This is a genomic window from Variovorax sp. PBS-H4, assembly GCF_901827205.1.
GTDB lineage: Bacteria > Pseudomonadota > Gammaproteobacteria > Burkholderiales > Burkholderiaceae_C > Variovorax.
This window is the reverse complement of record NZ_LR594675.1, coordinates 6129293-6143627: the sequence shown is the minus strand read 5'-3', so window position 1 is coordinate 6143627 and position 14335 is coordinate 6129293. Positions and strand designations below refer to the sequence as shown.

The following is a 14335-nucleotide window of genomic DNA, read 5'->3' as shown; positions in this document are numbered from 1 at the left end:
AAGGTGAAGGAACATGGTCACAGAAGCGCCCGTCCAAACGGTGCCCGAGCGCCATCCGATCGAGTTCACGGCCAGCGGCAGCGAGTATTTCCGCATATGGATTGTGAATCTGCTGCTCATCGTGGTCAGCCTCGGCATCTACCTGCCCTGGGCCAAGGTGCGCAAGCTCAAGTATTTCTACAGCAACACGTGGGTGGGCGGCGACGCGCTGGACTTTCACGGAGAGCCGGCCAAGATGCTGCGAGGCACGTTGATTGCCGCGGGCTTCCTGATCGCCTATTCGGTAGGGAGCAACTTTTCCGGATGGGCGGCGGTCGTGGCGGCGCTGGCTTTCGTCGCGCTGTGGCCCGCGCTGTTCCGGGCCTCGATGCGCTTCAGGCTGGCCAACACCAGCTGGCGTGGCCTGCGCTTCCGCTTTACGGGCGACATGGCCGGTGCCTACGCCTGCATGCTGCCGCCGCTGGCCTTGGCACTGCTGCCGGTAGCCCTCGCGGGCGCGATGGCCGGCGTGTCGGCAAACGGCAAACCCCCTGCATTGGCGGCCGTGGCAACCGGGGTGGTCGGCCTCGGCATGCTGGCCTTCGGGGCGGGCCTGCCTTACTTCCTGTGGCGTGTGCGGCGCTACCAGCACGACCACTACGCGATAGGCGCACTGCAGACCCGGCTCAAGGCCGACGTGGGCGTGCTCTACGGCATCTTCATCAAGCTGATCGCCATCAGCCTTGCGGCCCTTGCGCTCATGCTGCTGGTGGCGGGTGTTTTCGCCTTCTCGGGCCGTAGAACCGGCATTGGCGCCACCTTCGTGGTGGTGGCGGCGTTCATGGGCTTTGGCGCAATCCTGCTGGTCAACATCCTGCCCAAGTCCTACCTGCAGGTGCGGCTGCAGAACCTGCTGTGGTCCACCACCGGCAACGAGGTGCTGCGCTTCGACAGCCGCCTGAAGTTCGGCACTTACCTGCGCCTTCAGTGCAGAAACTACCTGCTGATTTTGCTGACGCTCGGCCTCTACTGGCCCTTCGCCGTGGTGAACACGCGGCGCGCGCAGCTCGAGGCCGTCGAGCTGCAGACGCGCATCGGGCTCGACCAGCTCAGCCAGACCGCGCGGCGTGAAGACCCGGGCGCCGCCGGCGACATGGCGGCCGACCTGTTCGGGCTGGACATCGGCCTGTGAGCGCCGTTTTGGAGGTGCGTTTCTTCGATGGCCACAGCAGCCGGCCGCAGGCGGCGCGCTTGTGCGTCGAAGGCAACGCGCTTGTCATCGCGCCTGCGCCCGGCGACGCCTCTGCATCTTTCAAAGTGCCGCTGGCGCAGCTGCGCTGGCCCGAGCGCACGCGCCACGGCGGCCGGCTTTTGAATCTGCCGCAAGGCGCCAGCGTCCAGGCGCTCGACGTCGCGGCATGGGATGCATGGGTCGCGCAGCTCGGCCGCGGCGAGAGCTGGGTGGTCCGTGCCCAGCAGAATTGGCGCGGCGTGGCGCTCGCCCTGGCCTTGCTGCTGGCGGCCACGGCCGCGCTGTACCAGTGGGGCCTGCCGTGGGTCGCGCGCGGCGTGACTGCGGCGGTGCCGGCTGGCGTCGACGCGGCCATCGGTGCCGAGGTGCTCGCATCCATCGACGAGTCAATGCTGACGCCCAGCGCGCTGGCGCCGGAGGAACAGGAGCGCATTCGCCGCACCTTCGCACGGCTGGTGCTGGCGGCCCACCCGGAGGGTGCGCCGGCCTGGAAGCTGGAGTTCCGCAGCGCCCGCGACAAGCGGCTGGGGCCCAACGCGCTGGCGCTGCCCGGCGGCACCATCGTCCTGACCGACGAGCTCGTGCAACTGATGCCAGGCGACCCGGATGCGGTGCTCGGTGTGCTCGGACACGAGTTTGGCCACGTGCGCCTGCGGCATGCGATGCGGCAGCTGGTGCAGGCGTCGGCGGTAGGCTTTGCGGTGTCGGCCGCTTTCGGCGACTACGGCACGCTGATCGGCAGCGCCCCGGTGCTGCTGGCCACGCTCGGCTACTCGCGCGATGCCGAGCGCGAGGCCGACGCCGAATCGGTCCGGCTGCTGCGCGCCGCCGGCATCTCGCCGCGCGTGATGATCGGCTTCTTCGAGGCCGTGGAGCGCTGGCGTGCCGGGCAGAAGCGCGCCGGGCTGGACGACGACGTCATTGGCCTGGCCTTCTCTTCGCACCCGGCGACGGCCGAGCGCATGGCTTTCTTCCGGGAAGCCGCAGCGAACTGAAATTGAAGGCCCGGGACCGGCACCTAAAATTCAGGCCATGAGTTTCTCCACTGTCTCCGCGCTTTCCCCCCTCGACGGCCGCTACGCGGCCAAGCTCTCGGCCCTGCGGCCGCTGATGAGCGAGCAGGGCTACATGCACCGGCGGGTGCAGGTCGAGGTGGCGTGGTTCATCGCGCTGTCGGACTGTGGCTTTCCTGAGTTCAAACCGCTCACCGGCGGCGCGCGCAAGTACCTGCTGGGCCTGGTCACCAATTTCTCCGAGGCCGACGCCATCGCCATCAAGCAGATCGAGAAGACCACCAACCACGACGTCAAGGCGGTCGAGTACTGGATCAAGTCCAAGTTCGAGGCGCGGCCGGAGCTGCTGGCGGCCTCGGAGTTCGTGCACTTTGCCTGCACCAGCGAGGACATCAACAACACGAGCCACGCGCTGCAGATCCAGGCGGCGCGCGAGAAGGTGGTGCTGCCCGCCATCGACGGGCTGATCGCCACACTGCGCGAGATGGCAGGCCGCTTTGCGGAGGTGCCGATGCTGTCGCGCACGCATGGCCAGACCGCCAGCCCGACCACCGTCGGCAAGGAGATCGCGAACGTGGCCGTACGCCTGGCCAAGGCGCGCGAGCGCATCGCCGGCGTGGCGCTGCTGGGCAAGATGAATGGGGCCGTGGGCAACTACAACGCCCACATGGCGGCCTGGCCCGAGTTCGACTGGGAGGCGTTCAGCCGCAAGGTCGTCGAGACGCCGGCGCCACTGGGCCTGGGCCTCAGCTTCCAGCCGTACAGCATCCAGATCGAGCCGCACGACTACATGGCCGAGCTCTTCGATGCGGTGGCGCGGGCCAACACCATCCTGGTCGACTTCGCGCGCGACGTCTGGGGCTACGTGGGCCTTGGCTATTTCAAGCAGCGGCTCAAGAAGGGCGAGATCGGCTCGTCGACCATGCCGCACAAGGTCAACCCGATCGACTTCGAGAACGCCGAAGGCAACCTGGGCCTGGCCAATGCGCTGCTGCGCCACCTCAGCGAGAAGCTGCCCATCAGCCGATGGCAGCGCGACCTGACCGACAGCACCGTGCTGCGCAACATCGGCGTGGCCTTCGGGTATGCGGTGCTGGCCTATGCGAGCCTGGCGACCGGCCTGGGCAAGCTGGAGCTCAACGAGGAGGCGCTCGCCGACGATCTCGAGGCCTCCTGGGAAGTGCTGGCCGAGCCGATCCAGACCGTCATGCGGCGTTTCGGCGTGCAGGGGGCGTACGAGCAGCTCAAGGAGGTCACCCGCGGCAAGACGGTGACCGCCGAAGCGCTGCACGAGCTGATCCGCTCGCTCGAGATCCCCGACGCCGAAAAGGAACGGCTGCTGGCCATGACACCGGCCAGCTACACCGGCAAGGCCGCCGAGCTGGCGCGCCGGGCGCAGACGACCTGAAGCAGCGCCGCGGGCCGCCTACACTCGCGACCCCATGGCGCTCAAATCCACCATCTTCAAGGCCACCCTCGCGGTAGCCGACATCGACCACGGCTACTACGCCGACCATGCGCTCACGCTGGCACGCCATCCCAGCGAGACCGACGAGCGGATGATGATCCGGCTGGTGGCGCTGGCACTCAATGCGCACAAGCTGCAGGACGTCTGCCAGGGCGACGGCACGCTGGCCTTCGGCGCGGGCCTCTCGAACCCGGACGAACCCGACGTCTGGCTGCGCGACTTCACCGGCGCCGTTCGGCTGTGGATCGAGGTCGGCCAGCCGGAGGACAAGCCGGTCATCAAGGCGTGCGGGAAGGCGGACGAGACGATCGTCTACGCCTTCCACCACGCAGCCGAGGTCTGGTGGCGCGGCATCGAGAACAAGCTCACGCGCCCGCAGAACCTGGCCGTCTACCGGGTGCCGACGGCCGCGTCGCAGGCATTGGCGGCGCTGGCGCAGCGATCGATGCAGTTGCAGGCCACCATCCAGGAAGGTGGGCTGATGCTGGGGGACGGGACGCACAGCGTCGACATCGACCTGGTGCGCTGGAAGTAGTCGGTCGTCGACGCCTTCTCAAGGCTCCCCGGGCATCATCGCGCCGCAGCGCCAGCACTGCTCGAAGCCGCCTTCGACCAGCTCGCCGCAGCCGCAGTGCCAGCGCCGCTGAGGCCTGTGCTGCAAGGCGTGGAGCAGCTGCCTGGCCCGCTCCAGGTGGGCCTCGTCCTCGATCCAGATCTCGGGCAGGCATTGGTCGGGCGGCAGCTGGCCGGCGGCCGCGCCGAGGTATTCGCGCTGCACGGAGGCCGCGACGCCCTCTTCGCGCAAGGCATCGGCCCAGAGGGTGGCGATCGCCAGGTTGGGGGCTTGCGCGAGGCGGCGCATGGCGCTTGCTTCCTGTTCAGCGCGGCAGCTCGGCCGGTTCGCGGGGCGCGGGTTGGTCGTCCGGCCAGGCCGGTTCGGCCTCGCGCGCCCGCTCTGCATAGCGATTGAAGCGCCATGCCTTGTCCAGCATCGTGATGCGGCGCCAGGTGGCGCGCTTCTCGCCGGGCGTCATCGAGGGCCAGTGCTGTACCTCGTCGAAGCTGCGGCCGCAGCCCTTGCATTCGTCGTCCCCCTGGCTGGTGGAGCAGATGGCGATGCAGGGCGTGTCGGGTGTCGTCTGGTACCAGGCCAGCCAGGCGTCCCAGGCCTTCGGTGGAAAGCCGACCTCGTCGGCTTCGTCCTCGTGATGGAACACCATCAGCGCGTAAACCTCGGCCAGGGCGCGCAGCTCGGGCGCGAGAGTGACGCCATCGGGCGACGGCTTCTTCTCGCGCCAGTAGTTGATGGCGGCCTCGATGTCTGTGATGTGGATGGCGGCCATGGGGGGGTCGGAAATGCGGCTGGGCATCATAGTCCCGCCAAATCCCGGCGGCTGGCGAAGGTTATGCGTTGCTCCGAAATTGATAGCATGCGAGGCGCTATGGACGCGGGATGCAGCCGCTATTTTCTTGAAGGCAGAGAAAAATACGGTTGCCAGGCGTGCGCCCTCGATGCTCTAATTGCCCAACCGAAGGGGAGTAGCTCCCAACCGTCCTCCACGAGGGCGGACTTCGACAGGTCGTCAATACGAAGACAACACTTCCGGCCTGTCGGGCAGCCCACGCTGCCGAGCAAGACCTTCGATTGGAGCCCACGCGGGTTCGATCGAAGCGTTTGCATGTCCGGGACCCCTGGGTCCTCATTCAGCCGCTTGATCCAACCCGCACGGGATGAAGCAAATCGAACAGAGGACGCCATGGAACAGTTCCTGACCCCCGAATTCTGGGTCGCCGTCGGTCAGATCATCATGATCGACATTCTTCTCGGCGGCGACAACGCCGTCGTCATCGCGCTGGCTTGCCGCAAGCTGCCGCCCGCGCAACGCACCAAGGGCATTCTTTGGGGCACCGCCGGCGCCATCCTGCTTCGCGTGATCCTGATCTTCTTCGCGCTCACGCTGCTGGCCATTCCGTTCCTCAAGCTCGCTGGCGCGCTGCTGCTGGTCTGGATCGGCATCAAGCTGCTCGCTCCCGAGCATGACGATGCGCACGGCAACATCGCCGCCAGCGACCGGCTGTGGTCTGCCGTGAAGACGGTGATCGTGGCCGACCTGGTCATGAGCGTGGACAACGTGATCGCGATCGCGGGGGCCGCGCAAGGTGCGGGCGAGGGTCACCAGATGCCGCTCGTGGTCTTCGGCCTGCTGGTGAGCATTCCGATCATCGTCTGGGGCAGCCAGCTGGTCATCAAGCTGATGGACCGCTTCCCGATCATCATCACGCTGGGTGGCATGCTGCTGGGCTGGATCGCCGGCACGATGGCCGTGTCCGACCCGGCAGTCGTCAACCCCGCCGCCTGGACCTGGGTGCCGAAGCTGCCGCAGACCGATATGGTGCGCTACATTGCCGGTGTCGGCGGCGCACTGCTGGTGCTGCTGATCGGCAAGTGGGTGGCCATGCGCCGGCCCAAGCCGCAGGACACCGCCACCGCCTGACTTCGCCAACAAGGAGCATCCATGGAAAAAATCATTCTCTATGTCGACGATGCGGCCTACGCGCGCGAACTGCTCTCGCGGTTGACGCCGGAAGCTGTCGGCACGGGTGCCCGCCGCTGGGTGCTGGTGGCCTGCGCGCCGCGCATGACGCACCGCATCAGCAAATGGGTCAGCCACAGCGCGCGCGAGAACTGGCGCAACAAGTGGCTGGCGAAGACGCAGGAGCAACTGCTGCCGCTGCTGCAACTGGAAGGCGGGCAGGTCACCTCCGTGCTGGCCAAGGGCCCGCTGCCGGAGCTGACGCAGCGCCTGAAGATGGAGCACGGCGCGGCACGCGTGATCGATGCCCGCCGTCCCAAGATCGGCGTGGACCTCGAACCGGTCGCACCCGACGTGCAGTCGCCCGGCCAGTCCGGCTGGGCCCTGCCGGGCGCGGTGCTCGGCATGGGGGCGCTGCTGGTGCTGGCCAACGAGCTGTCCGAGTAAGACAGGCGCCACACCGCACGCATGCGACTCGTCGTCAAATGGCTGCTGAGCGGGCTCGCGCTGCTGGCAGTGACCTACATCTACAGCGGCGTGCAGGTGTCGAGCTTCACCTCGGCACTCATCGCCGCGGCCGTGATCGGCCTGCTCAACATGGTGGTGCGCCCGGTGCTCGTGGTGCTGACGCTGCCGGTCACCATCGTCACGCTGGGCCTCTTTCTCTTCGTGATCAACGCCCTGCTATTCTGGACCGCCTCGGGGCTTTTGCCGGGCTTCCACGTCAACGGTTTCGTGGCGGCGCTGATCGGCTCGCTGATCTATTCGCTGCTGGGGCTGGTCATCGAGGCCGCTTTGGGCGGCCTCTTCGCCAAGGCCTGAGCGCTACTTGAGCGGCGGCTCCGCCGCCTGCTCCCTCACCAGCACCTCGATCGCCCGCGCGCGGGTATCGACGATCGACGCTTCGTAATGGTCGATCGGCACGCCGCCTTTATGGATGAACTCCTGCGCGGCCTTGAAGCGGTCGCGCGCGCCGGGATAGTCGAGCACCGCTGCGTTGGCCTCGGCATCTGCGCGGATGGCGCGCAGCGTGTCGTTCTGCGCGCCGTAGAGGTGGCCCAGCGCGCGCCAGGCCGTCGCATCGCGCGGATGCGAGGCCACCCAGTCGCGCAGCGGGGCCACCATCGGTGCCGGCTGGCGCGTGGCAGCGGCAACCTGGGCGGCCAGCAGCATCTCGGGCCGGTCCTTCGCCTGCAAATCGAGCAGCGTGGCTGCCTTTGCCGGCGCGTCGGCCGAGAGCTCGATCTCGGCCGCAAGGAGGCGCGCGAGCCGCGCCGCGCGCGCGTCCTCCCCCGTGCGCGCTCGCAATCGCTCTACCAGGGCGCGGGCGGATCGGTGGTCGCGCAGCTCGTTGGCCGCGAGTGCCGCCGCGTACAGCGTGCCGGCCTGTTGGGCCGGCGAGCTGCGCGCGAATTCTCCACTGCCGGCCGCGTCGATCCACAGCCGCAATACGTCGACGCCCGGGCGCACCAGCACGCGGGCGCGCGCAGCGATCATCGCGTGCTCCATGAGCAGCGGCATGGCGATCGCGCTGCCGGGCCGGAACTGGTAGCGGCCTTGCATATCAGCAATCCGCTCGCTGTTGAGCGGATGGCTGCGCAGGTAGGGATAGGAGCCGTTGTCGTTGAGGCGCGACGCGTACTGCAGCTTGTCGAACATCGCTGCCGCACCCTGCGGCGCGTACCCTGCCTGGGTCATCACGCCGAAGCCGATGCGGTCGGCCTCGCGCTCCATGTCGCGCGAGAAGCTGAGCTGGCTCTGAGCGAAGGCGGCCTGGCTGCCCATCAGCACGGCCTGGCCCGCATCGCCATTGCGGCTCTTGCCGGCGGCGATCATCCCCAGGATCATGCCGGCCAGCAGCAGCGGCATCTGACGGCTCTGCTTGGCCATGATGCGCGAGATGTGGCGCTGCGTGACGTGCGAGAGCTCGTGGCCCAGCACGGTGGCGAGCTCGTCGCGGCTGCCGGTCACCGAGATCAGCCCCAGGTGCAGGCCCAGGTAGCCGCCCGGCAGCGCGAAGGCGTTGATGCTGCGGTCGCGGCCCAGCATCACGGTCCAGGCGAAGCGCTCGTCCAGCTCCGGCGTGAGCTCCCCCCGCAGGCGCGCCGCCGCCAGAAGTCGCTGCCAGATGTCCTCCACATACTCGACCAGCACCGGGTCGTCGATGTAGTCAGGGTCGCGGTACAGCTCGCGCGCGATCTGGTCGCCGAGCCGGCGCTCGGTGCTCGCCGTCATCTCGCCGTCGCCCATGCCTGGCAGCAGCTGGGCCTGCGCCAGCGGCGGCGCGCCGAGCTGGCAGGCGATCAGGAGGAAGGCGCAGAGCGTGCGCACCAGGCGCTGCGGCTTGCGGGTCGAAGGGGTAGAAGAAGTCCGGCGCAGCATGGAGAGGATCGATGGCTGGGCCTCGTATGATGCGTCACTCCGCTGAACGTTCAAGCATGAGCTCCCTTACTCATTTCGACGCCCAGGGCCAGGCCCACATGGTGGACGTCGCCGCCAAGCCCTCTACCCACCGGATCGCCGTCGCCACCGGGCGTATCGAGATGCAAGCGGCAACGCTGGCGCTGATCGAATCGGGCACCGCAAAAAAGGGCGACGTGCTGGGCATCGCGCGCATCGCGGGCATCCAGGCCGCCAAGAAGACCAGCGACCTCATTCCCTTGTGCCATCCGCTGCCGCTGACGCGGGTCGCCGTGGCCTTTGCGATTGCCGAGGGCGGCACGCCGCATGTGGCATGCACCGCGACCGTCGAGACGGTCGGACCCACCGGTGTCGAGATGGAAGCCCTGACGGCCGTGCAGGTCGCGCTACTGACCATCTACGACATGTGCAAGGCCGTGGACCGCGCCATGACGATCGACGGCGTGCGCGTGCTCGAAAAGCACGGGGGCAAGTCCGGCAGCTACATGGCGTCGCCGCCGCCCAAGGGCTGAACCCTATTCCGACGGATCGTCCATCGGCGCCTTGGCCAGCCAGCGCGCGTACTCGCCGGGAAAGGCGATCCTGAAGCGCCCGGCTTGTTCAGCGGCCTCTGCCTCGAGGCCCAGCAGCATGGCGCTGTCGATGAGCTTGACGATCACGCGCGGCTCCGGCGAGAAATGAAGCAGGCGCTGCGCCAGTGCATGCACTTCCGCGGCGTTGGTCCGGTCGACCTTCGTGAGCGCAAGCGATGCGAACTTGACTTGGTTGGCGAAAAGCCACGAGTCCTGCACCTTTGCCAGCGTGTCGTCCCGCCATGCCTGCAGGCGCTCTTCACGCGCGAGATAGAGCTGGCTGACGCGCGTGTAGTCCCAGGCGGCGTACGCGACGATCACCATCAGGGCCAGCGCAGCGGCCAGCGACGGCGCAAGGACGCGGCGGCCTTCCGTCGCCCCGCCAGTTTTCTTCGGTGATGCGGGCCACAGGAAGCCCAGGCACACACCGAAAACGAGCTGGAACGGGCCGTACCACAGCGGGTATTCGAGCAGGCTGTGAAGCACGATCGCGCCGAGCAGGCCCCATGCCATCAGCCGTGCAGGATCGGCCTCGCGCCAAGGCCGCGCAGACATCACCAGCCAGACGAAGCCGCCGCAGATCAGGACCGCTGCCGGGACGCCCAGCTCGACCGCCAGGTGCAGGGGCAGGTTGTGCGCGTTGTCCAGGATCTCGACGAAACGAGGCCCCTGGTAGCGCGTCCTGTAGTGCGCGAAGCTCAGCTCGCCCCAGCCCCACCCCGTCCAGGGGCGCTGGGCGATCAGTTCGAGCACGTTGCGCCAGAGCAGGACTCGGCTGTGGTCGGCGGGCGCGCCTTCACGCAGCCGGTGCATCATGCCTTCTACCCCTGAGCCTGCGAGCAGAGGGAGCAGCCAGGCGGCCGCGAAGTAAACGGGGATCATCGCGAGCAGCGCCAAGGGGGGCGGCAGGCGAGCGTCTGCTGAGCTTTTCTTGTCCTGATGCGGCCGTCTTTCGCGCCAGGCGAGCCAGGCGGAGATGCTGCTGATCAGGAGCAGTTGGACCAGCCCGGTCCGCGAGGTCGAGGCGGCGAGTGCGACGAGCAGCAAGGCTGCGGCAGGGATCAGTGCGAGGCGGGTGCGTCGCCCGCGATTGCCGTACAGCCAGAGCGCCGCGATGAGGGCCATGCTGATCAGGGTGGCGAACTGGTTGCGTTGGCGGAGGTTGCCGTAGGCCTGGCCGAGGTCGGGGGTGGTGGTCCAGGGGACGAGTGGCGCGGCGAGGCCGTAGTACTGGAGCAGGCCGAGGATGGCGCTGACGAGGCCGGCGGCGAGGAGGGCGTAGGCCAGGATAGCCTGGCGCGAGGCCGGGGCGCGAGCCAGGCCGGCGCCGAGGCAGGCCATCCCCGCCCCGACGGCCACGGCCGCAGCCCCGCAGAGATAGAGGACCGAGCCGGACGCCCGTCCCAGCATGATCGCCGCTTCGACCACTGCCAACCAAGCCAGGACGCCGCGTGCTGGCAACGCCGCAGATTGCGCAAGCAGCAGCAGCGCCGCAGAGGTCCATGTGGCCAGTTGCTGCCAGACATTGGCTGAAGGGCCGGACGCGAAGGGCAAGAGAAACGGCAGCGCGATCAATGCTGCCGAGCCCATGACGGTCCGGACGATCGACGATGCAGGCTGACCGGCATGAACGGCGGAACTCTTCATTCGCGGCATTGTGCCAATGCGAAAAAGCGCACGAATGTCTTACGTAGAGGCGACGAAAGGAAGTGCGCCGTAGATGGACGGTCGTCGCGAAATCTCGCGCATTGTTCACAATTTATCACTGTGCAAACCTGTGCTCGAAGGGTCAACAAAGTGTCAAACGCTCTCCACTCCCGTTGCTCGTCAAGGGGATTCACGCTGATCGAGGTCATGATCACTGTGGCGATCGTGGCCATCCTTGCAGCGATCGCACTTCCGAGCTACCGCGACTACGTGCTGCGCGGTCAACTCGTCGACGCACACAACGGCCTCGCCGCAATGCGAGCCAACATGGAACGCTTCTACCAAGACAACCGAACCTACAACTCGGTGGGTACGACGTTCATCTCCCCTTGTCTCGTGGACGTGAGCCTGCGCAAGGCGGGGAGCTTCACACTCTCATGCGACGGCACGCCTACTGCAACGACATTCGTTCTTCAGGCCGTTGGCAGTGGAGCGACCAACGGCTTCACCTTCAAGGTGGACCAGCAGAACCAGCGCTCCACCACAGTGACTGGCGTGCCCGGGTGGAATAGCTGCTCGAACGACTGGATCACGAAGAAGGGACAGACGTGCTGAAGCGCAGGGCTGCGCATGTTGTCGGCTTCACCCTCGTTGAGCTGATGGTGACCATCGTGCTGCTCGCCATTCTCCTGGCGCTCGGCTTCCCATCGATGACGGCATGGATCCGCAACTCCAAGATTCGAACCGTGGCCGACGCGTTGCAGAACGGCCTTCGCCTCGCGCAGGCCGAAGCGCTGCGCCGCAGCCGCCAGACCGTTTTTTCGCTCACCAACAGCACCTCCCCAGCAACCAGCCTTACGGCAGTGGCCAACGGAAGGAACTGGTCGATCAACACCGTTCAATTGCTCACCGACGAGACCGCCCAATTCGTCGAAGCCGGCGTTTTGAGTAGCGTAGGCAACGATGTGCAGATCACCGGTCCGGTGTCTATCTGCTTCAACTCGCTGGGTCGGCTGGTTGCCAACGCAACGCCCGGCCCGAGCGGCGCCAGCTGTGCGGCCGCTGCTGCGACCTACGACGTCACCATGACCGGAGTCGACCACCGGCCGCTGCGTGTGTTGGTCTCGCTGGGCGGCCAGGTGCGCATGTGCGATCCAGCCAGGAACCTTTCAACTTCACCCGATGGATGCCCCTGATGAAGCGCATTCCACGTTCTTCCGTGCGCACTCAGCGTGGCGTTGCCATGATTGAGGTGCTGGTGTCCATCCTGCTCTTCTCCTTGGGCATCCTCGGACTGATCGGCTTGCAGACGCGTGCCATGAACTTCTCGGTCGATGCGGCAGATCGCAATCGCGCTGCTTTGCTGGCTAACGAGATCGCCAGCACGATGTGGCTGAACAACTCGATCACCGTAGACACGAGCACCGGGACTGCATGGGCCACGCGCATTGCAGATGTGTCCAAGGATGGATTGCCGAGTGCCACCGCGACGGTCGTCCCTGTAGCGACACTGGTCAATACGGCAGACATCACGATCGAGTGGAGCCCCCCTCAGCGCAGCGCGGCCGACAAGAGCCGGCTCACGACCCGGGTCACCCTTCCGCCGCCGCCATGAACGCATCGATATCCACCTCCCGTCCATTGCAGCGGGGCCTGACGCTCATCGAGCTCCTGGTGGCGATGACCATCGGCCTCATCGTCACGCTCGCGGTGACCAGCGTGGTGACCGTGGGTGAAGCTCACAAGCGAACCACCACGTCGACCAACGACATGAGCCAGAGCGGCGCGTTTGCGGCTTACGTCCTTGACGGCGTCCTGCGCAGTGCGGGCTCCGGCTTCGTGCAGTCCGGAAGCCTCGGTGTCTATGGCTGCAAGCTGAGCGTGTCGCGCGACATTGGCGGCACGGCGACCACCATCCTGCCGCGCAGCAGCGCCTTCCCTGCCCCGTTTGCGTCCTTTCTCGGAGGCGCGGGCGCCAGCGCGGCCGGCGACTTGCGAGTGGCGCCAGTACTGATTGGACAGGGCCAATCGGCGACCGGGTCCGACGTGCTGATGGTGATGGGAGGCAACGGTGCCGCCGGCGACATCCCCCGGAAGATTCGTTCTGGCGTTACTGGCACCAACAACCTGCGGCTCGAGAACACGATCGGTTTGGCCAGCGGTGACCTTGGACTTGTCGCGCAGGATGGAACGGCCGATTGCCTGATCGAGCAGGTCAATGTGACGGATACAACCGCGTTTGCTGCCGCAGGCAATGAAGTGCTGCCGCTGGGCGGACGCTATTTCACTTCGGCTGGCGGCACGACATCGCTCGCGACCCTCGCCGCCAGCGGAACGGCCTACTACACACCGCTGGGCAACACGCTTTCCAACAACGTGCGGTTCCAACTGATCGGTGTGGGCGCGAACCAGACTCTTTTTGCTTATGACCTGCTCAGAAGTGCAGGCACCGGTTCCGACGCGGATGCCTTGCAGGCCATCTCCGATGTTGTTGTCGAGCTCCGGGCGTTGTATGGCGTGGACACCAACGGGGACGGGATCATCAATGACTGGGTCGCCCCCAGCGGTACGACGTACGGAATCACCAACCTCATGACGACACCGGCCACCATCAGGCAGATAGTCGCCGTGCGCATCGCGCTCGTCATGCGCAGTTCCGAGCTCAACAAGGAAACCGTGTCACCGGCTTCCCTGACGCTTTTCAGCGATCTGGCGACGGCACTGCAGCGCTCCGTGACGCTTGACCAACACTACCGGTACCGCGTCATCGATACCACCATTCCACTGCGCAACATGTTGCTGCAGTCCGCCTCATGAGAACCGCCGCCGCATCTGTTTCGCCAACGCCCCAACGGGGCGTGGTGCTGTTGTTCTGCCTCATCATTCTCGTGATCCTGCTCGCTGGCGGGGTCGCGGTAATGCGCTCGATGAACTCATCGCTATTCAGCGCCGGAAACCTGGCCTTCAGGAGGGATCTGGTCAACCAGGGCGAGCTGGCGGTCTCGAGGGCCATGCAAGCGTTCAAGACAGGAGGCCTTGCGACGTCCACGCTCACGTCCAACAGCGTGCCGGCGGAAAACTACAGCGCCGTCCAGCTGAAGGTCAATGACCTCGGGATCCCCTACGTGCTGCTCAAGAAGACCGGCCTTACCGGAAAGGACATCACCAACGCTGATTTCACGCCTACAGGAGGGGCGATCACCGGGAGTGGCGGCGTTACCGTGAACTACGTGATCGATCGGCTGTGCAACGCAACCGGAAACTTTGCCACGCTGGGCACCACTGCATGCGTTTCGGCGCCATCCACGACGCAGGTCACCGGCGGCACTGCCGGTGTCCTCCGCCCTGACATTCCACCGCCCGCCCTCTATCGCCTCAGCATCCGGGTCGACGGACCGCGCGACACGCAGGTCTTCCTGCAGAGCTCGTTCTCCAGGCCCGAGTAACCA

General features: G+C 66.6%; 17 protein-coding genes. 13 read left to right on the top strand and 4 right to left on the bottom strand.

Annotated elements, in window-relative coordinates:
- Nucleotides 1-13 precede the first annotated feature (13 nt).
- Genes E5CHR_RS29225 through E5CHR_RS29210 form a run of 4 tightly spaced genes read left to right on the top strand, consistent with a single transcriptional unit; the run spans nt 14 to nt 4247 of the window.
- Nucleotides 14-1171 (top strand): YjgN family protein, encoded by a 1158-nt coding sequence (locus E5CHR_RS29225; protein WP_162583259.1) that lies wholly within the window; start codon nt 14-16, stop codon nt 1169-1171.
- The gene (locus E5CHR_RS29220; protein WP_162583258.1) at nt 1168-2226 is read left to right on the top strand and encodes a M48 family metallopeptidase; all 1059 of its coding nucleotides are present in this window, start codon (nt 1168-1170) and stop codon (nt 2224-2226) included. The genes E5CHR_RS29225 and E5CHR_RS29220 overlap by 4 nt, the downstream gene beginning before the upstream one ends.
- A gap of 37 nt (nt 2227-2263) precedes the next feature.
- Nucleotides 2264-3652, top strand: a complete 1389-nt coding sequence (purB, locus tag E5CHR_RS29215; RefSeq protein WP_162583257.1) for an adenylosuccinate lyase — start codon at nt 2264-2266, stop codon at nt 3650-3652.
- 34 nt (nt 3653-3686) lie between these two features.
- Complete coding sequence (locus tag E5CHR_RS29210) at nt 3687-4247, top strand: YaeQ family protein (protein WP_162583256.1); 561 nt, start codon at nt 3687-3689, stop codon at nt 4245-4247.
- Nucleotides 4248-4265: 18 nt separating this feature from the next.
- Here the strand turns inward: E5CHR_RS29210 and E5CHR_RS29205 are convergent, their stop codons facing one another.
- Both E5CHR_RS29205 and E5CHR_RS29200 read right to left on the bottom strand, forming a co-directional pair.
- Complete coding sequence (locus tag E5CHR_RS29205) at nt 4266-4574, bottom strand: putative signal transducing protein (RefSeq protein WP_162583255.1); 309 nt, start codon at nt 4572-4574, stop codon at nt 4266-4268.
- A gap of 16 nt (nt 4575-4590) precedes the next feature.
- Nucleotides 4591-5055, bottom strand: coding sequence for a DUF3717 domain-containing protein (locus E5CHR_RS29200; protein ID WP_162583254.1), 465 nt, complete (start codon nt 5053-5055; stop codon nt 4591-4593).
- 414 nt (nt 5056-5469) lie between these two features.
- Between E5CHR_RS29200 and E5CHR_RS29195 the strand changes: the two genes are divergently transcribed.
- Genes E5CHR_RS29195 through E5CHR_RS29185 form a run of 3 tightly spaced genes read left to right on the top strand, consistent with a single transcriptional unit; the run spans nt 5470 to nt 7068 of the window.
- Nucleotides 5470-6207, top strand: a complete 738-nt coding sequence (locus E5CHR_RS29195) for a TerC family protein (protein ID WP_162583253.1) — start codon at nt 5470-5472, stop codon at nt 6205-6207.
- A gap of 21 nt (nt 6208-6228) precedes the next feature.
- Nucleotides 6229-6693: a hypothetical protein gene (locus E5CHR_RS29190; protein WP_162583252.1), complete on the top strand. Its 465-nt coding sequence runs from the start codon at nt 6229-6231 to the stop codon at nt 6691-6693.
- 21 nt (nt 6694-6714) lie between these two features.
- Nucleotides 6715-7068, top strand: a complete 354-nt coding sequence (locus tag E5CHR_RS29185) for a phage holin family protein (RefSeq protein ID WP_162583251.1) — start codon at nt 6715-6717, stop codon at nt 7066-7068.
- Nucleotides 7069-7071: 3 nt separating this feature from the next.
- Here E5CHR_RS29185 and E5CHR_RS29180 read toward each other — a convergent pair whose 3' ends face one another.
- On the bottom strand, nt 7072-8628 hold the full coding sequence (locus E5CHR_RS29180; RefSeq protein ID WP_162583250.1) for a M48 family metalloprotease: 1557 nt from the start codon (nt 8626-8628) through the stop codon (nt 7072-7074).
- Between the two features lie 56 nt (nt 8629-8684).
- Here E5CHR_RS29180 and moaC point away from each other — a divergent pair, with 56 nt between their 5' ends.
- A complete protein-coding gene (gene moaC / locus E5CHR_RS29175) occupies nt 8685-9179 on the top strand; it encodes a cyclic pyranopterin monophosphate synthase MoaC (RefSeq protein ID WP_162583249.1) in 495 nt (164 codons plus the stop codon).
- A 3-nt stretch (nt 9180-9182) separates the two neighbouring features.
- Here moaC and E5CHR_RS29170 read toward each other — a convergent pair whose 3' ends face one another.
- Entirely contained in the window at nt 9183-10886 is a 1704-nt protein-coding gene (locus E5CHR_RS29170; protein ID WP_232062231.1) for a PglL family O-oligosaccharyltransferase, read from the bottom strand.
- Between the two features lie 120 nt (nt 10887-11006).
- On the opposite strand from E5CHR_RS29170, the gene E5CHR_RS29165 reads away from it, so the two are divergent.
- The 5 genes from E5CHR_RS29165 to E5CHR_RS29145 are packed head-to-tail and all read left to right on the top strand — an operon-like array spanning nt 11007 to nt 14332.
- Nucleotides 11007-11501 (top strand): type IV pilin protein, encoded by a 495-nt coding sequence (locus E5CHR_RS29165; RefSeq protein WP_443083131.1) that lies wholly within the window; start codon nt 11007-11009, stop codon nt 11499-11501.
- Entirely contained in the window at nt 11495-12082 is a 588-nt protein-coding gene (locus tag E5CHR_RS29160; RefSeq protein WP_232062230.1) for a pilus assembly FimT family protein, read from the top strand. Before E5CHR_RS29165 ends, E5CHR_RS29160 begins: the two co-directional genes overlap by 7 nt.
- Nucleotides 12082-12501 (top strand): type IV pilus modification protein PilV, encoded by a 420-nt coding sequence (gene pilV / locus E5CHR_RS29155; RefSeq protein ID WP_162583247.1) that lies wholly within the window; start codon nt 12082-12084, stop codon nt 12499-12501. Before E5CHR_RS29160 ends, pilV begins: the two co-directional genes overlap by 1 nt.
- Nucleotides 12498-13703, top strand: coding sequence for a PilW family protein (locus tag E5CHR_RS29150; protein WP_162583958.1), 1206 nt, complete (start codon nt 12498-12500; stop codon nt 13701-13703). Before pilV ends, E5CHR_RS29150 begins: the two co-directional genes overlap by 4 nt.
- Nucleotides 13700-14332: a pilus assembly PilX family protein gene (locus tag E5CHR_RS29145; protein WP_162583246.1), complete on the top strand. Its 633-nt coding sequence runs from the start codon at nt 13700-13702 to the stop codon at nt 14330-14332. Before E5CHR_RS29150 ends, E5CHR_RS29145 begins: the two co-directional genes overlap by 4 nt.
- The last annotated feature ends 3 nt before the right edge of the window (nt 14333-14335 follow it).